Genomic DNA, 22,449 nt, shown 5'->3' on the forward strand with positions numbered 1-22,449 from the left:
TTCAGACAATCTCTTGTGCGTACTGGAACAGCGCTTTCAATAACACCTGCTTTTCCGCATCGCCTTCATACTGGTTGTACAGCGATTCCAGCTCCTGAGCATAGCTGTGCAGGAATTCGGGGGTAAACACATTGCGGCGATGCTGCAGCCAACGCGCCTGCTCTGTTTCGTCCAGCGTGCCGGGATAGTTACGGGCGCGGTAGTTAAACATCAGTTTTTCGATGCGCTTATCTGCAAAGGTAATATCCAGCGCCGGCAAATTCCGCGGCTCGGTTTGCAGCACGATATTCATGGCTGCCCGGTCAGCATCGCTAAAGAAGCCGTTATACAACTGCGTGTCGATGTTGTCTGATGGCACAAAGGGCTCGGCTTCAGCGAAGATAGCGACCACTTTCTCACGCACCTGCGGGTTGTCGCGCAGCACTTTCAGGTTATCGAGACAATGTTGGCGATTAATGCCGAGGCGATCGGCATCTTCCGGGCGCAGCGTATTGGCCTGCGCCAGTACCGGACATTTATTGATATGCACCAGTTTAACCGGAACTGCTGGCAGGTCGCCCAGCGCTTCTTTCGACGTATAGAGGCGTTCACGCAGGGCATCGCTGTCGAGTTCCAGCAGTGGCGAGATGTCACCGGCTAAATCGACCATAATCACCGCATTGCGGTTGTCAGGGTGCCAGGCCAGCGGGGCGACCCAACTGGTATTGCCGCGCCAGGCGCCGAACATACCGGAAATATGGACCAGTGGTTTCATCTGCGGCACATCAATCAGCGTGGTGAGCTTGTGCTTGCTGCGGTGGCTCAACAGATAGTCAAACAGCCGTGGCTGAGCGGTTTTAATAAGCTTCGCCATCGCAATAGTGGCATAGACGTCCGCCATCGCATCGTGAGCATTGCTATGCTCAATGCCGTTGGCACGCGTCAGGTGTTCAAGCCTGAAGCTGGGCATTCCGTCATCGTTTTCCGGCCAGATGATACCTTCAGGGCGCAGGGCATAGCAGGCGCGCATAATGTCGAGCAAGTCCCAGCGCGAATTGCGATTTTGCCAGCTCCAGGCATAAGGATCGTAAAAGTTGCGATAGAAAATATTGCGCGTTACTTCATCATCAAAGCGGATGTTGTTGTAACCCACTACGCAGGTATTGGGAACAGTAAACAGGTCATGGATACGCCCGGCAAACTCCGCCTCGTTAACGCCTTTCTCCCGCGCTTCCTGGGGCGTTATCCCGGTCACCATCACGGCACCAGGCTGCGGCAGGTAATCATCGGCAGGTTTGCAGTAAAAGACCTCGGGCTCGCCAATGATGTTGAATTCGTCGTCGGTACGGATGGCGGCAAATTGCGCCGGTCTGTCCAGCGCCGGATGCGTGCCAAAGGTTTCATAATCATGGAACAAAAAAGTCGGGCGTACGGCAGAGTCAGACACCAGTAATACCATCCTGTTAAATATTGACGTCTCTATGGTAAACGATCGTCGAGGGCAGGCCGAACAAAAAGCATCTAAAGATGAGAAATTTGCGCGTCGCCTTCAAATAAATACAGGCTGTCTGTCACATTTATTTGCAATTAAGCCAGGTAACGACAGCAGAACTGCCGTAAAAAGGGCAACGTTTTTTAATGACCTGAGGATATACCGTTGAATCGCCGTCTGTTTATTGCTGTCACTTTACTCGCTTCAAGTATTTCATCTGCACTGGCGGCCGACCCGCTGGATTTCTCCCCGCAGCCTCCTGCTATCCAGGCAGGCTCCTGGGTGCTGATGGATTACACTACTGGTCAGATCTTAACGGCGGGCAACGAACATCAACAACGTAATCCGGCGAGCCTCACCAAACTGATGACGGGCTACGTCGTCGACCGAGCCATTGATAGCCATCGCATTACGCCGGATGACGTTGTGACCGTCGGTCGCGATGCGTGGGCCAAAGGTAACCCGGTATTTGACGGCTCATCGCTGATGTTTCTGAAACCCGGCGACCGCGTGACCGTACGCGACCTGAGCCGCGGCCTGATTGTTGACTCGGGTAATGACGCCTGCGTAGCGCTGGCGGACCATGTAGCCGGTGGACAGCCACAGTTCGTCAAGATGATGAATGACTACGTCCAAAAGCTAAACCTGCGCGATACCCACTTTGAAACCGTGCACGGTCTGGATGCGCCAGGCCAGCACAGTTCCGCCTACGACCTGGCCGTACTGTCCCGGGCCATCATTCATGGTGAACCCGAGTTCTACCACATGTACAGCGAAAAGAGCCTCACCTGGAACGGGATCACCCAGCAAAATCGTAATGGCCTGCTGTGGGATAAGACCCTGAACGTTGACGGCCTGAAAACGGGGCATACCTCTGGCGCGGGCTTTAATCTGATTGCCTCGGCGGTTGATGGCCAACGTCGTTTAATCGCTGTGATTATGGGGGGCGAGAGTCCGAAAGGGCGTGAGGATCAGGCGCGTAAATTACTGCACTGGGGCCAACAAAACTTCGATACCGTGCAGATCCTGCATAAGGGTAAAAAAGTGGGAACAGAACGGATCTGGTACGGTGATAAAGAGCAGGTGACACTGGGAACCGATCAGGACTTCTGGCTGGCGTTACCGAAATCGGAAGTGCCTAATATAAAGGCCAAATACGTGCTGGATAAAAAAGAGCTGGACGCGCCAATCGCCAGCCATCAGCGAGTCGGTGAAATTCAGCTTTACGATCGGGATAAAGTGGTCGCGCACTGGCCTCTGGTTACGCTGGAAGCGGTGGAGAAAGGCGGGATGTTCTCGCGCATGAGCGACTATTTGCACCATAAACTCTGACGACCGCAGCCAGACGTGAAGAGTAGACTGGCAGGGTTGCGAGTCTGCTCGCATAATAAATATTGCGCATTTGCTGAACATTTGAAATCTGCTTTATAATGTATGTATATACAGTAATTAACGGAGGCAGTATGGACTACAGCATTAAGCAGCAACAAAAACGAAAGATTGCCGGTTTTCATCTGGTTGGTCCGTGGGAAAAGACGGTAAAGCAAGGCTTTGAACAGCTGGCTATGTGGGTCAATGGGCGTCATATTCAGCCGCTGGAGTGGGTTGCGGTTTATTACGATAATCCGGATGAAGTGCCTGCTGAAAAGTTGCGTTGCGATACCGCCGTCACGGTTGCGGAGGATTTCGTTATTCCTGAGAACAGCGAAGGGGTTACGTTGACTGAAATCGCTGCCGGTGATTATGCCCTGGCGACAGCACGCGTCGAAAACCATGATTTCGCCACGCCCTGGAAGCAGTTTTTTAATTCCCTCCTTGAGGACAACAAATTCCAGATCGCGCCAAAAGCGTGCTTCGAGCGCTATCTCAATGATGGCAACGCGGATGGCTACTGGGATATTGAGATGTTCGTCCCGGTAGAGCATAAAGCGGGTTAACCATGCTGAGTGTGGGGTTTTTCACTCGGGTATGATCCACCCGGCTAAAAACGCAGTACAATCGGAGTTTGCTGAGTAGCTGGAGAGCGGGTGTGCGTCCCGACAAATCTTTAACGCCGTTTGAAATTCGGTTGTACCGACATTACCGCGTGGTGCATGGGTGCCGCATCGCGCTGGCATTCGTGTTGACGTTTGTGCTGGTCCGTTTACTGGAGGTACCGGAGGGGACGTGGCCGCTGATCACGCTGGTGGTGATCATGGGGCCTATCTCATTTTGGGGCAACGTTGTTCCGCGCGCCTTTGAGCGTATTGGCGGTACCGTTTTAGGCTCCGCGCTGGGGCTTATTGCCCTTAAGCTTGAGCTTATCTCATTCCCGGTAATGCTGGCGTGGTGCGCCGGGGCAATGTTCCTCTGCGGCTGGCTGGCGTTGGGCAAAAAGCCGTATCAGGCGCTGCTCATCGGTATCACCCTCTCTGTCGTCGTCGGAGCCCCTGCGGGTGATATGACGACCGCTCTGTGGCGAAGCGGGGACGTCATTCTCGGCTCATTATTAGCCATGCTCTTTACTGGTATCTGGTCGCAACGCGCTTTTATCCACTGGCGCATTCAGATGGCACACTACGTCACGGCGTTTAATCGGGTCTATCAAGCCGGTTTTTCACCGAACCTGGTCGAACGCCCGCATCTGGAGAAGCATCTACAACAGATCCTCAATGATGTGGTCAACATGCGCGGCTTGATTACCCCAGCCAGTAAAGAAACGCGTATCCAGAAAGCGATTTTCGAAGCGATTCAAACGGTAAGCCGCAATCTGGTTTGTATGCTCGAATTGCAAATCAATGCGCACTGGGCTTCACGTCCCAGCCACCTGTTAATGCTTAACGCCCAGACGCTGAAAGAGACGCAGCAGATGACGCAGCAAACCCTTCTGACCATCGCCCACGCGCTGTATGAAGGAAATCCGCAGCCTATACTGGCTAACAGTGAGCGTCTTACTGAGATCGTTACCGAACTCAAACAGTTGATGAATGAGCGGCAAGGGGATAACGTGGCCGAAACGCCTATTCATGGCTACGTCTGGTTGAGCATGGAGCTGGCGCGGCAGCTTGAGCTGCTGTCGCATCTTATTTGCCGGGCACTGCGCAAATAAAACGCTGCCATTTCCTTATGTGACGCGTGCTGCTTCGATTCAGCAGCAATTGGGGTTATGATAGCTTTACAGTATGACGGGTTTAGTCATTGTCATTCGCGGTCGCTGTCAGTAAGGTTACTGTTACAACGGTTGCTTTAACGAATCCGAATCTCACATTATCAGGGGTGTAAAAATGGAAACTACCAAGCCTTCGTTCCAGGATGTTCTGGAATTCGTCCGCCTGTTCCGCCGCAAAAACAAACTGCAGCGTGAAATCCAGGACGTTGAGAAGAAGATCCGTGACAACCAAAAACGCGTTCTGCTGCTCGATAACCTGAGCGACTACATCAAGCCAGGAATGAGCGTTGAAGCTATTCAGGGCATCATCGCTAGCATGAAAACCGACTACGAAGATCGCGTGGATGACTACATCATCAAAAACGCGGAACTCTCTAAAGAACGTCGCGACATCTCTAAGAAACTGAAGGTGATGGGCGAAATCAAAAACGGCGAAGCAAAAGGCGAGTAAGCGCAGCCTATTCGAAATAGGCCCTCTGATGGACTAAACCCATAATTGGACAGTTCATGTTACGCGGCCTTCAGAGCCTGAGCCCGGTATCCTACCAGGCTCAGGCTTTTCAAATTTGGCACCTCTGACTGGGATCGTCTTAGCCATTAACTGGCTGAAAACTACAGACATGCGATTTCTTTATAATCAAATAGTCAGTATCGTCCTGACAGGTAAACCTGACGCTTGCTGTCCAGCCATAGTCATTACGATCTTATAAGGCAGGAACCTCTTCAGCGCAATTGCAGGGCGGTGTCCCGTCTGTCTGCCTGAGTGTGGAGCCACTGGAATGAACCAGCAGGTTGAGGCCGAATCCGTCAGCGAGCTTGAAAGCCTTTTCAGAAGACTGTGCATTTTTTAGGCTGTGTCCCTTAATCGTTTGAGCTATAGTAACTGTCTGTTTCCACAACATATTGAACTATGGCTCGCTACGACCTTCCTGATGAAGCATGGATTATCATCCAGCCTTTATTGCCTGCTGAACCCGTATCTCCACGGGCCGGACGCCCATGGGCTGAGCATCGTAAAATTATCAACGGTATGTTCTGGGTGTTGTGTTCCGGGGCTCCGTGGCGTGATTTACCTGAACGATATGGACCATGGAAAACGGTTTATAACCGCTTTAACCGGTGGTCAAAATCAGGTGTTATTAACATTATTTTCAACAGGTTGCTTTCGCTACTTGATGCCAGCAATCTTGTTGACTGGTCTGCTACGGCGCTGGATGGCAGCAATATCCGGGCGTTGAAATGTGCTGCCGGGGCTCAAAAAAACATCCCGATATCGCCGGAGATAATGGGCTGGGTCGCTCTCGCGGTGGTTTTGGCACCAAAATCCATCTGGCGACAGACGGAAACGGTCTCCCGTTAAACATAGTGCTGAGTCCCGGACAGGCTCACGAAAGCCAGTTCGCGCAACGTCTTCTCGACGGTATCGGTGTTCAGCGCCAGAACGGCAGCATGAAACGCCGTGGTCATGCGGTACTGGCCGACAAAGCGTACTCCGGGCATGCGTTATGCAACGAACTGAAAAACAAAGGTATAAAAGCAGTCATTCCCCGAAAATCAAATGAGAAAATGGCATTGGATGGGTGTTCACAGCTCGATCGTAATGCGTACCGCAATCGCAACGCTGTTGAGCGATGTTTTGGTCGCCTGAAAGAATACCGTCGCATAGCGACGCGTTACGACAAAACGGCGAGAAATTATCTGGCGATGGTGAAGCTGGGCTGCATCCGGCTCTTTTATCAACGACTATATAATTAAGGGACACAGCCTAGTTAAACCACCAGGATCATTTTTACCCGCATTACGCAACTTACCTAACCATGATAATCCTAATGGATCAATGTAACCTTGTGGGTTTTTAACATATCCATAGAGGTTTACTCCGCCTCTTAATCCAATCGGGTCATCGGGACGCCATCATACTTTTTAACACCCCACAACCCGCGCCATACCTGCGTTTTTAAAGAGCAACTTTTACAACATTAACAACACGTTAACCCGACTTTCCCGACACGCGTTTTGACGCCCGTTCACCATACCACCGCCGCCGTAACCTGTCATTACCCGTTCTCCTCTTACGTCGTTTTTACCCTCCGCCAGATCCCCGCAGGCGATGCCGGGGTTTCCGCCATGGAGCACGCTAACCTGTGACGACCATGCAACTTGTTTGCATGGTCGGGCGCGGGTTGACAGGGGCGCGGGGGTGTAGCCCCCGCAGCCAGACGCAGCCGGGCGGGCATGAACGCCCTTAAGCGGAGGGCGCAGGCCGACAACATTATTGAGGGAACTGACACACGATGATGAGGCTGAAGAACGGCGACCCGCGGCTGAGGATGAACGCCACCGCCCACAGCAGAGCTGAGCGCCAGCGCAGCTTTGCGCTGCCACGGACTGAGAGGCTGAACGCGGGGGCAAGCCGCACGCCGTAGCCGATGCAGCACGCGAAGCGCCCCGGCGCCTCCCGGCGCTGACATCTGAATTGAGCTACAGGCGGACATTACTATTGAGCCCCCACAATACTATGATTCCAGTACCAGCGGTCTTTCCGGGCTTTTCCGCTCAGGTAACGTTTATGCGGATCGTTTTGATGGTTGATGCTGGTTTTGTCATGTAAGTCACCTCTGGTTGAGAGTTTACTCACTTAGTCGCGTGTCCACTATTGCTGGGTAAGATCAGCTGTCGAAGTGTTTTACAATCTGTACAGATAAAGAGGGGCAAGAAAAAAACTGGAGGGGGGGTTATCAGGTTTTAGTATTTCGCTAACGCTAAACGTACACTCATAATTTGCTATTCTGTCGAACCCGCGAAAATGGCCGCCATTTTCGCGGGTTCGCTGGGTAAAAGCAACGTATCAGACGGATAAGGAGAGAGAAGATGTCAAATATCTGCACCATTGCCTGGGTACACGGTGTCGTACAGGGCGTTGGGTTCCGCTATAGCACCCAGCGCGAAGCCCTTAAGCTTGGGCTGACGGGATATGCCCGAAATATGGATGACGGCAGCGTCGAAGTGGTAGCCTGCGGCGAAGCAGGGCAGGTTGAGGCGATGGTGTTATGGCTGAAGGCGGGCGGGCCACGTAGCGCACGGGTGGATAACGTTCTGACAGAGCCGCATCAACCCGGCCGGGAATACGTGAACTTCAGTATTCGCTATTAAATACACTTCACTGGTTTTGGCAATCCCGCAATTTTAGTCGCCTGTTTTGCCGGGCCTTTCGGGAACAGGCGATAGAGATAGCGACTGTTGCCTTTCTCTTCACCGAATTTATTGGCCATTGCTTTGACCAGCATACGAATAGCCGGGGAGGTGTTGTATTCGAGATAGAATTCGCGCACAAAACGCACCACTTCCCAATGCTCTGGCGAGAGGGTAATTGCCTCTTTCTCCGCGATAGCGACTGCCAGCGCTTCGCTCCACTGGCTGCTTTCTTTTAAATAACCGTCGTTATCGGTTTCGATCTCTTTACCTTTAAAACTTAACATACTCATTCACGCGTCAGTCAAATACCGCTGCATTGTAGCGTATAAGCGCTGAGGTTGATACGCATCCCTCAGCGCATAAGCGGGGCGGGTTAATCGCGGCTTGCGAAACCCAGGATGCTTAACAGGCTGACGAAGATGTTATACAGCGAGACATACAGGCTCACGGTGGCGCGGATGTAGTTCGTCTCGCCGCCGCGAATAATATTGCTGGTTTCAAACAGGATCGCGCCGGATGAAATCAGGATAAACACCGCGCTGATCGCCAGGTGCAGGGCAGGCAACTGCAGGAAAATGTTTGCCACCATCCCGACCAGCACCACCACGATACCCGCCATCAGCATGCCTCCGAGGAAGGACATGTCCTTACGGGTGGTCAGCACATAGGCCGAGCAGCAGAAGAACACCAGCGCGGTGCCGCCCAACGCCATACCAATAAGATCGCCCATGCCGGCAGAAAGATAAGCGTTAAGGATGGGCCCCAGGATATAGCCCAGGAAGCCGGTAAAGGCGAACGCAGACAAAATACCCACCGGTTTGTCAGCGGTTTTGTAGGTCAGGAACATCAGACCGTACATCCCCACCAGAGTCAGAATCAACCCTGGAGATGGCAGCATCAGCACGGTGCTTGCCGTTGCGGTGATAGCAGAAAATGCCAGCGTCAGGCTGAGCATAAAGTAAGTATTGCGCAGCACTTTGTGCGTGCTAAGTAGCGATGTGCGGTCGCGTGACGATGAAACTATACGATCCATGAGCCACCCTCTTGTGATAGATATAATTAACGGCAAGAATAGGAAACCCAGCGCCAGTCTCAAAATGGTTTTACCCATCTTTACTCAACGCGTTAGCGCTAACGCTGGTGATTTATTCTTCCTAAATCCCTTCCCGCAATATGAACAGCGGATTAAAACATTTATTCAGATCAACCTCTTATAGGTCACTGAAAAATATTGCGTTATTGCTGCTGGGGCGCTAAGAGTTATCTCCGGATCGTCAAAACAGGCAATAAGGCGAAGGAAATGAAACCACAAACACGCACCCGCTTTACGCTCTCTTTGTTAACTGCCGCTCTTCTGTGCGTCAGCACGGCAAGCCTGGCGGCTAACGTGCCAGCAGGGACGACGCTTGCGGATAAGCAGGAACTGGTCAGGAATAACGGCAGTGAACCTTCGTCACTCGACCCGCACAAAGCTGAAAGCGATGTCGAATACACTATTATCAGCGATTTATTCGACGGTCTGGTGAGCGTCTCTCCGTCCGGGGATTTTCAGCCACGTCTGGCGGAGAAATGGGAAAATAAAGACAACACCGTCTGGTTGTAATGCCGATCAGTTAAGGATCGGTTGACCGATCCAGTGGCTGTGTAAGAATCCGGAAATGCTCACCCGTTTCCGCATTTTTTTATGCACATTGGACAGGCTCTTGTGGCCGAGCGTAACCCGCGCTACTGGGATAACGACCATACCGTCATCAACAAAGTGACATATCTGCCCATCACCTCTGAAGCCTCAGATGTTAATCGTATAAAGCGGGCGAAATTGATATCGTCTTTACGGTGCCGATCAACCAGTTTGCCCAGCTCACGAAAACCCTGGGCGGCGTGCTGGATGTTTCGCCGCAGCTTGCAATATACTATTACGAATTCAACACTACCCGTCCGCCATTTAACGATGTTCGCGTGCGCAAGGCGCTTAACATGGCGCTCGATAAAGAGATCATCGCCGAAAAGGTGTTAGGGCAGGGGCAGCGCCCGGCATGGCTTATCAGTCAGCCGAATATTGGCGGTGTCGCGCTGAAGCAGCCTGACTACGCCAGTTGGCCGATGGATAAACGCATCGCAGAGGCGAAAAAACTGCTGGCTGAGGCTGGTTACAACCCCGGGCATCCGCTGACGTTTAATCTGCTGTATAACACCTCTGAATCGCACCAGCGGATCGCGATTGCCGCCAGCTCAATGTGGAAGAAAAATCTCGGGGTGGAGGCGAAGCTGCAAAATCATGAGTGGAAAACCATGCTGGACACGATGCACACTCACAACTTTGATGCGGTGCGCTACTCGTGGATTGCGGACTATGACGATGCCGCAACCTTCCTGAATAACTTCCGCACTGGCGACAGCGAAAACACCAGCCAGTACAGCAATCCGGAATTTGACCAGACGCTGGTGAATGCTGCGAAAGCGACAGCCCCGCAAGCGCGCGGTAAGTTCTACCAGCAAGCGGAAGATCTCCTTGCCCGTGATGTACCGGCCATTCCGGTCTATCACTACGTGCGTACGCATCTGGTCAAGCCCTGGGTGGGTGGCTTCATGCCGGATAAACTTGGGTACTATTTCACCAAAGATATGTACATCAAAAAGCACTAAGCGCGAAAGGAGTGGGGTGATGATAAAATGGTCAATACGTTGTCTATTCAACCGATTAAACACGTATTGGCTATTTTTGAAGCGAACGAATGCCCTCACACTTTACAGTGTGCGATGAGGTGTTTATAGTTCGCCTCACTTAGGAAGCGTGGCCGAGCGGTTGAAGGCACCGGTCTTGAAAACCGGCGACCCGAAAGGGTTCTAGAGTTCGAATCTCTACGCTTCCGCCAAATTCGAAACCCTGTGATAGCACTATCACAGGGTTTTTTGCTTTCTACGCCATCTGATAGCCGATAGTGATGCTGGTCTCTTCCCGTTTGACCCGTGCCCGAACGTTCCAGGTGCTTGCAATACTGTCTTGCGTAAGGACTGCATCAGGCGTGCCGTACGCCGATACGCAGCCAGAATTTAGCAGCACAAGGTTCTGACAAAAGTTCGCCGCAAGATTAAGGTCATGAAGTGCCACCACCACCGTGATCGGCAGTTGAGAAATGAGTCGCATCAGCTCCAGTTGATACTGAATGTCCAGGTGGTTTGTCGGCTCATCAAGCAGCAATACCGCTGGCTGCTGGGCCAGCGCTCGCGCTATATGACTGCGCTGGCGCTCTCCACCAGACAACTGGCCCCACCGTCGGTGACGCAGCCCGCACAGCTGCATCCGCATCAGCGCGACCTCAACGGCTGATTCATCTTCGCGAGAAATTCCCTGAAACGATCGTCGGTAAGGCGTACGCCCCAGGCGCACAATCTCCTCCACGCAGAGTTCTCCCTCCACCTGCGCATGTTGCGGTACAAACGCCATACAGCGTGCGCGCGTTTTTAGCGACATCTCACTAAGGAGTATGCCATCCAGCGCAACGTGCCGGAAATAGCGTGGGTCAAGCCCTGCAAGGCAGCGTAACAGCGTGGATTTACCCGAGCCGTTGGGGCCTAAAAGACCGCTCATCTGGCCGGATACAAGCTCAAGGCTGATATCGCTTAACACCCTCCGGGATTGCCTGGTCACGGTTAGCCCGGCCACAGAAATGTTCATCTATTATTCTCCCGATTACAGTAGAGCAGCACCACAAAGGCAGGCGCACCGACCAGCGCCGTTACCACGCCGATGGGGAGCACCTGATGGACGATAAGCGTTCGCGACACGATATCGGCCAGAATCATAAAGTGCGCGCCGGTGAGGAAGGTCAGCGGAATTGCGCGACGGTGGCCCGGGCCGATCAGCATGCGGGTAATATGCGGGATAACCAGCCCGACAAATCCCACAGCGCCAATAGCACTCACCAGGGTTGCCGTCACGACCGCGCAGGTCAGCAACAGGACAATGCGCACCACGGTGACCGGGATCCCAAGCGTGGTCGCTACCTCATCTCCAAAGGTGAAGGTATCGAGCGCCCGGGAAAAGGTGAACACCACGAGCAAACCGACAAGCGTCACCGTGAGCGCCAGTAGTGCATCCGGCCAGCGCACGCCGCTTAAGCTCCCCAGCAGCCAGAACATCACGCTGCGGGACTGCTCGGCATTGGCGGAGGTACTGACGACATACGCGGTCAGGGCATTAAAGAGCTGTGTCCCGGCAATGCCTGCCAGCAAAATACGTGACGGGCTTGCGGTCATCCCGTTTGTTATCAGCATAATCAGGGTAAAGGCGGCGCAAGAACCGATAAACGCACCGCCACTGACCCCCAGAATGCTCCCGCCCATGCCGAGCAGCATCACGCACACCGCGCCCAGCGAAGCCCCGGCGGAAATCCCCAGCAGATAGGGCTCCGCCAGCGGGTTACGCAGTATCGACTGCAGCACCAGCCCGCAAAGAGCAAGGCCGCCGCCGCTACACGCCGCCATCAGCGCACGGCTCATACGATACTGCCAGATAATGCCTTCTTCTACTTGCGGCACATCGAATGTTGCCAGTCCCAGCCCGTTGAGAATCGCTTTTCCGCTGTCTGTCCAGCTTACCGTCATGTCTCCGATGCTGGCCGCGAAAACCAGCATCAGCGGTAACGTAATGAGGCCCGCCGCCAGAATCCAGTGCTGGCGGAAAAGGGAGGAGAAGTGGCTCATTGTTCGCTCTGCTGCAAGGCCAGTTGCGCGCTAATCTGCTCGACCGCATCAACGTTACGCAAGGACGGGTTCAGGGACATCGCCGGAACAACGATGATGCGCCCGTTTCTGACGGCGGGAATGTGCTTCGTCACCGGATCGCTGCGCAAAAACGCCTCTTTTACCTTAACATCATCGGCGGGGTAGAGCCTGCGGGACATATCCGCGATGACGATAATATCCGGCTGCGCCTGAGCAATATGCTCCCAGGTCACTGCGGGCCATTCGTCGTGGGAATCAATGATATTTTTTAACCCAAGCGTTTGGCTGATCCAGCCGGGAGCGCCGTAATTGCCGGCCACCCAAGGGTCGCCATTCAGACGACTGCTGGAAAACCAGTAAATGACCTTCAGCGGTTTAACCGGGACAGATGCCCGCGCTTTCTCAATGCGCGTTTCCAGCTCGCGGTTGAGCTGCTCGCCCCGTGCCGCGACATCAAAAATGGCCGACAGCGCGGTCACTTCTTTTTGTATTTCAGTCAGTGAAAAGGGGATGCTACGTGCTCCGTCGGCGTTCGAGTTTTTAGTGACTTCTTTATCCGCGCAGTCGGCGGGGGAGATCCAGGTATTTATTCCCAGCGAGGAAAACTGTTCCCGGGTGCCGACTTCGCCCTGCGGGCCAATATGCCAGTGATACTGGGCCAGCACCAGATCGGGTTTTCTGGCGACCACCGCTTCAAATGACGGCGAGTTATCCGCCAGTCGGATAAGGTTTTTACCTTGCTTTGCCAGCGGCACCGGTAGCGTGCCAAACCACACCGACGTAGCGTCGATTTTGTTTGCCAGTCCTAATGCCAGCAGCAGCTCTGTTTCGTGTTGTCCCACCGTTACCACGCGCTGGGGGGGCTGCATAAAAGTCGCTTTCACCCCGCAGTTTTCCACGGTAAGAGGATACGTCGTTGATGAGAATGTTGCAGATGAAAAAATAAACAGTGTAGACAGTAACAGCGCTTTTTGAGTTAACACGATGAGAGGACCTGTAAATGTTATGTTATAACATAATACATGTATTTGAGGTCAGAGCAACAGGCCACGAGCGGAATGTCCGGGGCAGGAAAAACATGAACACTTTCAAATTCTTCAATTTCTTGCTTTACATAGCGCGAAGAGATGTTTATAGTGCGCCTCACTTTGGAAGCGTGGCCGAGCGGTTGAAGGCACCGGTCTTGAAAACCGGCGACCCGAAAGGGTTCTAGAGTTCGAATCTCTACGCTTCCGCCAAATTCGAAAACCCTGCGATAGCAATATCGCAGGGTTTTTTCGTATTACAGCCCAGGCACCAGCTCCCCTGAATGGCTCTGCGAGCAGCACAGTGCCCCGGCAGCGCATCGCAGACACAGTCCAGGTCGTTTACGAGACGGGCATCATCCAGTCGCCTTGCACGGTTTCCATTTGAGCAAGGTAGTCATTCCAGTCGTTCATGGCGATCTCCTTGATATCCGGCGGCAACCACCATTGCCTCCATCGCCCTACCGCCTTCACGCAGGATCGCCAGCGCGCGCTGACGGGCAAAATGATGGAGTGCCACGGCTATTCCGTGTACACAGACATTACTTTGCATCGGGAGTCCTCAAAACCCAAAGAGTGAACGGGCGTTGCAAAAGCTGTTCCACATCTGGACGAAAAGTTTCATGTTTTCCACGGGGAGAAGCTGGCATGCTTAATGAAAGGGGTAACGCAGTGAAACAAAAGTTACAGAGGCTATATGCAACAACTTGATGAACGTCTGAAAGAACAGTACGCGTTATTGTCCGGGCAGGAGCAGCGGGTGGCCGATTTTATTTTCGATCACTTTGACGACCTCATTAGCTACAACAGCGCCGAGCTGGCGCAGCTGAGCGGGGTGTCAAAAGCCACGGTGAGCCGGCTGTTCAGGCGTCTGGGCTATGAGAAGTACAAAGACATGCGCGATGAGCTTCGCACGCTGCGCCAGAGCGGTATGCCGTTAACAGATAACCGAGATGCCGTACAGGGCAACACGCTGCTGGCACGTCACTATAAGCAGGAGATGGCGAACCTGACCCGGTGGGTAAATGCCCTGGACGCACGGCAATTTTCCGAGGCCATGGCCTGCATGGTCAGGGCGCGGCGGATTGTGATAATCGGGATGCGTAATGCCTACCCGGCTGCGCTGCACCTGCGCCAACAGTTGTTACAGGCGCGGGGGCAAGTGCTGGTGCTGCCCCAGCCGGGACAGAGCCTGAGCGAAGAGCTGGTTGATTTAACCCCCGACGATGTCGTGGTGGTGATGGCCTTTCGCCGTCGGCCACGCATTATCCGCCCGTTAATGCAACAGCTTCAGCGCGGCGGTATTCCACTCCTGCTAATGTGCGAGCCGCAGGCCCACAGCCTGTTTCCGCTGGCAAACTGGCAGCTTTGCGCGCCGCTGGACAGCGTCTCGGCCTATGACAGCTACGCCTCGGTAAACAGCCTGATCAACCTGCTCGCGAACGCCTTTTTGCACGAAATTCTTGATAAGGGTCGTCCACGCATTCACGACATTGCCTCTCTCTACCAACGCCTCGACGAGCTGGAACAACGCTAATGGGGCGTCAGGCGGGTGCTTTGCATTAAAAGAGTGCAAGTGATTGGCAGTTAAAATGCGTGGCTTCGCCGCAGTGCCCCGTTTACTCTGCCCTCAACAGAAAATGGCCGTTTCGCTTTCGTTGGCACATTAGTTGCAAAAGTCAAATAAACGAATCTTTTGTTTCATGCTAACGTAACGGGTAAAGACCATGAAAAAACTGTTGATTGCACTGGCCGGGGCCGCTTGTTTGTTCACTCTGGCGCCCGCAAAGGCAGACCAGCTTCAGGATATCGAGAAACGCGGCACTCTGCGTATTGCCGTCCCGCAGGATTTCCCGCCGTTTGGCTCGGTGGGGACCGATCTGCAGCCGCAGGGTTACGACATCGATATGGCGCGTTACCTGGCGACGCAGATGAAGCTCACGTTGCAGCTGGTGCCGGTCACCAGCGCTAATCGCGTGCCCTACCTGCAGACCGATAAAGTGGACCTGGTTATTTCAAGCCTCGGTAAAAACCCCGAGCGCGAAAAGGTGATCGATTTTAGTCGCGCCTATGCCCCGTTCTTCCTCGGCGTGTTTGGCCCAAAAGGGGCTGAACTGCAAGACGCCGCCGCGCTGAGCGGCAAAACCATCGGCGTGACGCGCGGCGCGGTGGAGGACATGGTGCTGACCAGCCTCGTACCGAAAGACGCCGACGTGAAACGCTATGAAGACAACAACACCACGCTGTCTGCTTACCTGTCCGGCCAGGTACAGTACGTGGCGACCGGCAACCTCGTGGTGGCGGCCATTTCGCGGCAGAACGCGGCTAAAGCGCCGGTTGCGAGCTTTATGCTGAAAGACTCGCCGTGCTTTATCGGCCTGAAGAAGAACGAACCGGCGCTGAAGGCGAAAGTGGACGCGCTGATTGCGCAGGGGATTCAGGATGGCACCCTGAACGGCCTGTCTGAACGCTGGATGAAGGCACCGTTGCCGGCAAGCTTTGGCGTATAAGCCATGGCAGAACATCTTGATTTTTCTGCGCTCTGGCCGTACTGGCCGGCGCTGCTGGCGGGGCTTGGGACCACTATTCAACTGACGGTGATGGCGACCATTGGCGGGCTGGCGATAGGGATAGTCGGGGCGGCCATTCGCAGCGGACGGGCAACCTGGTATAGCCGGATGTGGGGCGTTTACGTGGAAATTATTCGTAACACGCCGTTTGTGGTGCAGCTATTTTTCATCGTTTTTGGCTTGCCCAACATGGGGCTGAAAATGACGGCGGGCGAGGCGGCGCTGCTGGCGATGGTGGTGAACCTGGGCGCCTACAGCACTGAAATCATCCGCGCGGGTATCCAGGTGACGCCAAAAGGGCAGTGGGAGGCCGGACGCGTGCTGGGGCTATCCCATCTACAGACCTTTATCCGCGTGGTGTTACCGCCTTCGCTGCAGCGTATTTACCCGGCGCTGGTGAGCCAGTGCATCATCGTGATGCTCGGCTCGTCGGTGGTGTCGCAGGTCTCGTATGAAGAGCTGACCTTTGCCGCCAACCTGATCCAGTCCAGAACCTTCCTGAGCTTTGAGGTGTATCTGGTGACGACCGCGATGTATTTGGCACTGTCAATCACCCTGCGTCAACTGATGATGGCGGCAGGACGCAAATGGCTCGGGGTACAGACATGATGACCACCTTTACCGACTGGGACATTCTTCGCAACCTGCTGCTGGCCGCACGCTGGACGGTACTGCTGTCGCTGGTGGCGTTTGTCGGCGGCGCGGTGGTGATGCTGCCCTTGCTGCTGTTGCGTCTGACGGGCGGGCGTACGGTGAAGCGCATTATCCGCGGCTACATTGAGCTGTTTCAGGGTACGCCACTGCTGATGCAACTGTTCCTGGCCTTTTTCGGCGTGGCGTTGCTGGGCATTGACGTTTCACCGTGGACCGCAGCTTCAGTGGCGCTCACCTTCTATACCAGTGCCTTTTTGCTCGATATCGGCTATGGCAGCCTTCGTGCGCTGCCAAAAGGGCAGTGGGAAGCCTCGCGCTGCCTGGGGCTGAGCTTTGGTCAGACCTTGTTTCGGGTGGTAGTGCCTCAGGCGCTACGCATCGCCATTGCCCCGACGGTCGGCTTTGCCGTACAGGTTATTAAAGGCACCGCGCTGGCGTCGATCATCGGGTTTATTGAGCTAACCAAAGCCGGAACCATGCTCACCAACGTGACCTACCAGCCGTTTAAAGTCTTTGCGCTGGTAGCGCTGGGCTACTTCATTCTGTGTTATCCGCTGTCGCGTTACAGCCGCTATCTGGAGACGAAATGTAATGCCTCTCATCACCATTAATCAGGTGCAAAAGTACTACGGCGATAACCACGTGCTTAAAGGCGTGGATCTGGATATCGACATGGGCCAGGTGATTTCGATTATCGGGCGCAGCGGATCGGGTAAGAGCACCCTGTTGCGCTGCATCAACGGTCTGGAAGGGTACCAGGACGGCAGCATCAAGCTCGGCGGCATGACCATCACCGAGCGGGATTCTCAGGCGCGGGAGATCAGCCGCTCGGTCGGCATGGTATTCCAGAGCTTCAACCTGTTTCCGCACATGACGGCCCTGGAAAACGTGATGCTTGCTCCGCGTCGGGTGCTGAAGAAAAGCGCCGCCGAATGCCGAGAGCTGGCGCAGCGCATGCTGGAGAAGGTGGGCTTAGGCGATCGCCTGGAATACTTCCCGTCAAGCCTCTCCGGCGGCCAGCAGCAGCGCGTGGCGATTGCCCGTGCGCTGGCGATGTCGCCAAAAGTTTTACTCTGTGACGAGATAACCTCGGCGCTCGATCCCGAACTGGTGGGCGAAGTGCTTAAAGTGCTGGAGCAGCTGGCGGCAGAGGGGATGACGCTGATCCTCGTGACCCATGAAATGAATTTTGCCCGCGAAGTGGGCGACCGCGTGGTGTTTATGCATCAGGGGAAAGTCTGGGAGCAGGGCGACAGCAAAACGCTGTTTGCCAACCCCCAGACCACGGAACTCAAACAGTTCATCTCCTCCGTGCGCGGCCTCAACGTTTAAGGACTCAAAATGGATATCGCTCAGTTTCCGCAAATCAATCCGCCACCGCGCCTGCTGATGGGGCCAGGGCCAATCAACGCCGACCCGCGCGTGCTGCGCGCGATGTCGAGCCAGCTTATCGGTCAGTACGACCCGGCGATGACCCACTACATGAACGAGGTGATGACGCTCTATCGCGGGGTGTTCTGCACCGAAAACCGCTGGACAATGCTGGTGGATGGCACTTCCCGCGCGGGGATTGAAGCGATTCTGGTGTCGGCCATTCGCCCGGGTGACAACGTGCTGGTGCCGGTATTTGGCCGCTTCGGCCATCTGCTGTGCGAGATTGCCCGCCGGTGCCGGGCGAAAGTGCACACCATTGACGTGCCATGGGGCGAGGTGTTTACGCCGGACCAGATAGAAGAAGCCATCAAGCGTGTGCGTCCTCGTCTGCTGTTCACCGTGCAGGGAGATACCTCAACGACCATGCTGCAACCGCTGGCGGAACTCGGGGAGATTTGCCGCCGTTACGATGTGTTGTTTTATACCGATGCCACCGCCTCGCTTGGGGGCAACGCGCTCAGGACCGATGCCTGGGGGCTGGATGCGGTTTCCGCCGGGATGCAGAAATGCCTCGGCGGCCCGTCTGGTACCTCACCCATCACCCTGAGTTCACGGATGGAAGAGGCGATCCGCCGTCGCAAATGCGTCGAGGAGGGGATCCGCACCGATGCCCACCGCGACGGAGACGATGAGATGATTTATTCCAACTATTTCGACCTCGGTATGGTGATGGACTACTGGGGGGCTGAGCGTCTGAATCATCATACCGAAGCCACCAGCGCGCTGTTTGGCGCCCGGGAATGCGCGCGTCTGATCCTGCAGGAAGGGCTGGAGAACGGTATTGCCCGCCATAAGCTGCACGGCGACGCGCTACTAAAAGGCATTCAGGCGATGGGGCTAGACACGTTTGGCGACCTGAAACACAAAATGAACAACGTCCTTGGCGTGATGATCCCCCAGGGGGTGAACGGCGACCAGGTGCGTAAGCTAATGCTGGAGGGTTTCGGTATCGAAATCGGGACCTCGTTTGGCCCGCTGCACGGCAAAGTGTGGCGCATTGGCACCATGGGCTACAACGCCCGTAAAGACTGCGTGATGACTACCCTGAGTGCGCTGGAATCGGTACTGAATTACCTGAAATTTAGCACCACCCAGGGGGCCGGGATGCAGGCCGCGTGGGAACACTATGCAAGCGAGACGGCACAATGAACCCGGCGGCAAAGCGCGTGATGGCGCGCGCGGATGCGCTGGCCGCCATCAGTGAAACCCCGGATACCCTGACGCGCGTGTATCTTTCAACACAGCATCTGCAGGCCAACCAGCTGGTCGGGCAGTGGATGAGGCAGGCCGGGATGACCGTCTGGCAGGATAGCGTGGGGAATATTTGCGGTCGCTATGAAGGCCTCCGGGCGGGCGCTCCGGCAGTGCTGCTTGGCTCGCATCTGGATACCGTGCGCAATGCCGGCCGGTACGACGGCATGCTCGGCGTGCTTAGCGCCATTGAGGTGGTGGACAGCCTTCATCAACAGGGGCTGCATCTGGCACAGGCTATCGAAATTGTCGGTTTTGGTGATGAAGAGGGTACTCGCTTCGGCATTACTCTACTGGGAAGCCGCGGTCTGACCGGCACCTGGCCTGAGAGCTGGCTGGAAAAATGCGATGCCAGTGGCATCAGCGTGGCGCAGGCAATGGCGCAGAGGGGCATGGATCCTGCCCACGTTCCGCATGCCGCGCGCCATCAGAAGGATTTCAGCGCCTATCTGGAACTGCATATTGAGCAGGGGCCGTGTCTGGAACAGGAGGATTTGGCTTTAGGCGTCGTGGACGCCATTAACGGCGCGCGCCGCCTGAACTGCCGATTTATCGGCGAGGCGGGGCATGCCGGAACCGTACCCATGGCGCACCGTAAGGATGCCCTGGCCGCTGCCGCCGAGTGGATGGTGGCTGTTGAGAAGAGTACGCAGCAACACGCGGGCAACCTGGTGGCGACGGTGGGAGCCGTGCACTGCCTGCCCGGTGCGGTAAACGTGATCCCCGGCGAGGCCGCGCTTTCGCTGGATATTCGTGGTCCGCAGGATGGCCCGCTGGAGCGGTTGCTCGACGAACTGTTGGCGAGTGCGCAGGCCATTACCGCACGTCGCGGGCTGAGTTTCAGCGCCGAGACCTTTTATCGTATTGCCGCCACCCCTTGCGATGCGCGCCTGCAGAGTTTGCTGGGCGAGGCGGTGATCTCGGTACAAGGGCGCACGTTATCGCTGCCCAGCGGAGCGGGACACGATGCGATAGCGATAGCGGAGCGCTGGCCGGTGGGCATGCTGTTTGTGCGCTGCAGGGGGGGCATCAGCCACCATCCGGCGGAGTCGGTCATGGCGGAGGATGTGGCGCTGGCGATTAAGGCGTTCGGGCGGGCGGTGTGCCGGCTGGCTAACGGAATGGCTAATCTTCCCGCCGGGAAATGTTAAGGATTTGAATGACCGTTTGTTGAACCTTGATTAATCTCTGCTCCAGGCTGTATCTCCTGTACAAATCGAGCGTTTCATCCGGTCCTCCTTTGGGCGGAGGGGGCTCCTCTCAATTTGCAATCTGATAGTGAGCTTACAAAATACCCCTATCGAGAGAAAAGAGGATTTAATAATTCATGCCTAAAAAGACAGTGCAATATGAGCGAATAAAAAATAATTATGCCTTTTCCCGTTGATTAACATCAACATTTACATCATTAATCGCCTTGAATTTCGACGGGATCCGGTTTTATAATCATTAGAAATCTTTCCAAAAATAGACAAATAAAATGAGTCTTGTATTTTTTATTTCTGCTGGACAGTTGAAAACAAAGAAAGGTGCAAATGTTTCTAATCAAAGAAATATGTACCTTAACTACGGGCTTCTTTCTTTAGCCACGGTTGTGAAAAATGCTGGTTATAGCCCCCTTGTTTTTCATGGTAACTTTACATCGCCAGCCGAATTCTTTGAAGTAGTAGTTGTCAATGGGCTACTAAAAACGCAGTGCCCGATTTATATATCCATACCGAGTTATTACGCCTTAACATGGACAAATGAGCTCACATTTCTAATTAAACAAAAAAGCAAAAATAAAATAATCGTTGGAGGGCGCTGGGTTATTGATGGCGATGAAGATCTTCTCAAAGCTGAACTTCCTTATGTGGATGAAATAAGTCCCGGCTTGGGTGAAAATAAGATTGTTACGACCCTCACAGGTATAATTGATGATAATGATTATAGTTATCTAATGCTTGATTATTCATTGCTACACGATCGTCAATATTATCAACCAAGTATTGAGGTATCGAGAGGGTGTGGAAAGGGGTGTTTGTTTTGCCAGGAAAAAGATGAGCCACTAAAACAACTAAAGCCACCTGAACTGATTTTGAAAGAATATAATAAGTTATTGCTAGATGATGAGCTTAGAACTATGACTCCTTATTTTGAAGCATCTCTTTTCTCGCCTACAGAAGAGTGGTTGAAAGCGCTAATTAATGTTCGAAAAAAATATCAAAAATTTTTCTTATGGCGAGCCGAATGCCGGGTCGATTCCCTGTCCAAAAGAATTGTTCCCCTAATGGCAGAGGCTGGCATGGGCGTAATAGATCTTGGGCTCGAGAGTGCTAGTCTGGAGCAATTACGCAAGATGAATAAATCATCAAGACCGGAGAATTATTTAGAACGAGCATCGAGCCTGTTAAGGCTCTGTTATGAGCATAAAATCAAAACAAAAGTAAATGTAATGTTTTATGCCGGGGAGAATGACTCCTCAATAGCTGAAACACGCAATTGGTTAAACGCACACAGAGAATATATTTACGGTGTTTCGTGTGGTGTGGTCTCCGCATTTGGCTGGGATTGCAACAAACAGGGATTTATTGATGAACTTTGCCAGTATGGTGCTTCTGTATGTCCTGAGGAGAGTTTTCTCGGGGTGACTAATTTCCATCTTAGTGATGCTTTGAATTTTTATCAGGCCTCGAATGAAGCAAAGAAACTTTCTAGAGAATTTATGACAATGGAGCAATTCTTCAGTTTAAAAGCATTCTCTTACTATCCGAGAAATTATATGTTTGAGCAGTTCAAAAATGAAATTAACCTTGAGCAAGGGAGTTATAGTTTCAGGTGTGATTAACCAGCAACAACTGCTTTGTATTTGCTTTTAGGCCTATAAGATAAGAGGCGAAGCAGCGCAGTTCAGGACGGGACATAACATCAGGGACAATCGCCAGACCCAGGGCGACAGTGAACTTGCAGGCACCTCGGGGCGAGGTGCCGGTA

General features: G+C 53.9%; 20 protein-coding genes, 2 tRNA genes and 3 pseudogenes. 17 read left to right on the plus strand and 8 right to left on the minus strand.

Annotated elements, in window-relative coordinates; translation table 11 throughout:
- Position 1: 1 nt before the first annotated feature.
- The gene (gene sbcB / locus NL510_RS09100) at positions 2–1,438 is read right to left on the minus strand and encodes an exodeoxyribonuclease I (protein WP_436299118.1); all 1,437 of its coding nucleotides are present in this window, start codon (positions 1,436–1,438) and stop codon (positions 2–4) included.
- A gap of 198 nt (positions 1,439–1,636) precedes the next feature.
- On the opposite strand from sbcB, the gene dacD reads away from it, so the two are divergent.
- From dacD to yccX, 6 genes are all read left to right on the plus strand, one after another.
- Positions 1,637–2,803 (plus strand): serine-type D-Ala-D-Ala carboxypeptidase DacD, encoded by a 1,167-nt coding sequence (gene dacD, locus NL510_RS09105; protein ID WP_253383941.1) that lies wholly within the window; start codon positions 1,637–1,639, stop codon positions 2,801–2,803.
- A gap of 131 nt (positions 2,804–2,934) precedes the next feature.
- Complete coding sequence (gene sbmC / locus NL510_RS09110) at positions 2,935–3,408, plus strand: DNA gyrase inhibitor SbmC (protein ID WP_253383942.1); 474 nt, start codon at positions 2,935–2,937, stop codon at positions 3,406–3,408.
- A 92-nt stretch (positions 3,409–3,500) separates the two neighbouring features.
- Positions 3,501–4,559, plus strand: a complete 1,059-nt coding sequence (locus NL510_RS09115; protein WP_253383943.1) for an FUSC family protein — start codon at positions 3,501–3,503, stop codon at positions 4,557–4,559.
- 175 nt (positions 4,560–4,734) lie between these two features.
- On the plus strand, positions 4,735–5,070 hold the full coding sequence (locus tag NL510_RS09120) for a DUF496 family protein (protein ID WP_253383944.1): 336 nt from the start codon (positions 4,735–4,737) through the stop codon (positions 5,068–5,070).
- 459 nt (positions 5,071–5,529) lie between these two features.
- A protein-coding gene (locus NL510_RS09125) for an IS5 family transposase (RefSeq protein WP_253383945.1) occupies positions 5,530–6,374 on the plus strand; the annotation gives its coding sequence in 2 pieces (ribosomal slippage) (positions 5,530–5,875 and positions 5,875–6,374; 846 coding nt in all).
- Positions 6,375–7,490: 1,116 nt separating this feature from the next.
- Positions 7,491–7,772: an acylphosphatase gene (gene yccX, locus NL510_RS09130; protein ID WP_253383946.1), complete on the plus strand. Its 282-nt coding sequence runs from the start codon at positions 7,491–7,493 to the stop codon at positions 7,770–7,772.
- Here yccX and tusE read toward each other — a convergent pair.
- Together tusE and yccA are read right to left on the minus strand one after the other, a co-directional pair.
- A complete protein-coding gene (gene tusE, locus NL510_RS09135; RefSeq protein WP_253383947.1) occupies positions 7,769–8,098 on the minus strand; it encodes a sulfurtransferase TusE in 330 nt (109 codons plus the stop codon). The two genes, yccX and tusE, sit on opposite strands and share 4 nt — an antisense overlap.
- 89 nt (positions 8,099–8,187) lie before the next feature.
- The gene (gene yccA, locus NL510_RS09140; RefSeq protein ID WP_253383948.1) at positions 8,188–8,847 is read right to left on the minus strand and encodes an FtsH protease modulator YccA; all 660 of its coding nucleotides are present in this window, start codon (positions 8,845–8,847) and stop codon (positions 8,188–8,190) included.
- Positions 8,848–9,114: 267 nt separating this feature from the next.
- Between yccA and NL510_RS09145 the strand changes: the two are divergent.
- Together NL510_RS09145 and NL510_RS09150 are read left to right on the plus strand one after the other, a co-directional pair.
- Positions 9,115–10,460, plus strand: a pseudogene (locus tag NL510_RS09145) (ABC transporter substrate-binding protein).
- A 142-nt stretch (positions 10,461–10,602) separates the two neighbouring features.
- Positions 10,603–10,690, plus strand: a tRNA-Ser gene (locus NL510_RS09150).
- Between the two features lie 44 nt (positions 10,691–10,734).
- On the opposite strand, the gene NL510_RS09155 is transcribed toward NL510_RS09150, so the two are convergent.
- Genes NL510_RS09155 through NL510_RS09165 form a run of 3 tightly spaced genes read right to left on the minus strand, consistent with a single transcriptional unit; the run spans position 10,735 to position 13,525 of the window.
- Complete coding sequence (locus tag NL510_RS09155) at positions 10,735–11,493, minus strand: ABC transporter ATP-binding protein (RefSeq protein ID WP_253383949.1); 759 nt, start codon at positions 11,491–11,493, stop codon at positions 10,735–10,737.
- Entirely contained in the window at positions 11,490–12,521 is a 1,032-nt protein-coding gene (locus NL510_RS09160; RefSeq protein WP_253383950.1) for a FecCD family ABC transporter permease, read from the minus strand. Before NL510_RS09160 ends, NL510_RS09155 begins: the two co-directional genes overlap by 4 nt.
- Positions 12,518–13,525, minus strand: coding sequence for an ABC transporter substrate-binding protein (locus NL510_RS09165; protein ID WP_253383951.1), 1,008 nt, complete (start codon positions 13,523–13,525; stop codon positions 12,518–12,520). Before NL510_RS09165 ends, NL510_RS09160 begins: the two co-directional genes overlap by 4 nt.
- A 167-nt stretch (positions 13,526–13,692) precedes the next feature.
- On the opposite strand from NL510_RS09165, the gene NL510_RS09170 reads away from it, so the two are divergent.
- Positions 13,693–13,780 (plus strand) — tRNA-Ser (locus tag NL510_RS09170).
- Between the two features lie 220 nt (positions 13,781–14,000).
- On the opposite strand, the pseudogene NL510_RS09175 reads toward NL510_RS09170, so the two are convergent.
- Positions 14,001–14,120 (minus strand): annotated as a pseudogene (locus tag NL510_RS09175) (hypothetical protein); the annotation flags it as partial.
- A 144-nt stretch (positions 14,121–14,264) separates the two neighbouring features.
- On the opposite strand from NL510_RS09175, the gene hpxU reads away from it, so the two are divergent.
- The 8 genes from hpxU to NL510_RS09215 all read left to right on the plus strand — a co-directional run bounded on the left by hpxU (position 14,265) and on the right by NL510_RS09215 (position 22,303).
- A complete protein-coding gene (gene hpxU, locus NL510_RS09180) occupies positions 14,265–15,104 on the plus strand; it encodes a MurR/RpiR family transcriptional regulator HpxU (protein ID WP_253383952.1) in 840 nt (279 codons plus the stop codon).
- 190 nt (positions 15,105–15,294) lie between these two features.
- On the plus strand, positions 15,295–16,077 hold the full coding sequence (locus NL510_RS09185) for a transporter substrate-binding domain-containing protein (protein ID WP_253383953.1): 783 nt from the start codon (positions 15,295–15,297) through the stop codon (positions 16,075–16,077).
- Positions 16,078–16,080: 3 nt separating this feature from the next.
- Positions 16,081–16,746, plus strand: a complete 666-nt coding sequence (locus NL510_RS09190; protein WP_253383954.1) for an amino acid ABC transporter permease — start codon at positions 16,081–16,083, stop codon at positions 16,744–16,746.
- Positions 16,746–17,402 carry an amino acid ABC transporter permease gene (locus tag NL510_RS09195; protein ID WP_253384827.1) on the plus strand — a complete coding sequence of 219 codons (657 nt, stop codon included), beginning with the start codon at positions 16,746–16,748 and terminating at the stop codon, positions 17,400–17,402. Before NL510_RS09190 ends, NL510_RS09195 begins: the two co-directional genes overlap by 1 nt.
- Positions 17,383–18,123 carry an amino acid ABC transporter ATP-binding protein gene (locus NL510_RS09200; RefSeq protein ID WP_253383955.1) on the plus strand — a complete coding sequence of 247 codons (741 nt, stop codon included), beginning with the start codon at positions 17,383–17,385 and terminating at the stop codon, positions 18,121–18,123. The genes NL510_RS09195 and NL510_RS09200 overlap by 20 nt, the downstream gene beginning before the upstream one ends.
- A 9-nt stretch (positions 18,124–18,132) precedes the next feature.
- Positions 18,133–19,374, plus strand: coding sequence for a pyridoxal-phosphate-dependent aminotransferase family protein (locus tag NL510_RS09205; RefSeq protein ID WP_253383956.1), 1,242 nt, complete (start codon positions 18,133–18,135; stop codon positions 19,372–19,374).
- Entirely contained in the window at positions 19,371–20,627 is a 1,257-nt protein-coding gene (gene hpxK / locus NL510_RS09210; RefSeq protein ID WP_253383957.1) for an allantoate amidohydrolase, read from the plus strand. The genes NL510_RS09205 and hpxK overlap by 4 nt, the downstream gene beginning before the upstream one ends.
- 329 nt (positions 20,628–20,956) lie before the next feature.
- Positions 20,957–22,303, plus strand: a complete 1,347-nt coding sequence (locus NL510_RS09215; protein ID WP_253383958.1) for a B12-binding domain-containing radical SAM protein — start codon at positions 20,957–20,959, stop codon at positions 22,301–22,303.
- Here NL510_RS09215 and NL510_RS22790 read toward each other — a convergent pair.
- Positions 22,290–22,445 (minus strand): annotated as a pseudogene (locus NL510_RS22790) (carbohydrate porin); the annotation flags it as partial. The gene NL510_RS09215 and the pseudogene NL510_RS22790 sit on opposite strands and share 14 nt — an antisense overlap.
- Positions 22,446–22,449: the final 4 nt, after the last annotated feature.

Origin of the sequence: unidentified bacterial endosymbiont (assembly GCF_918797525.1) — a bacterium.
Classification (GTDB): Bacteria; Pseudomonadota; Gammaproteobacteria; order Enterobacterales; family Enterobacteriaceae; genus Enterobacter.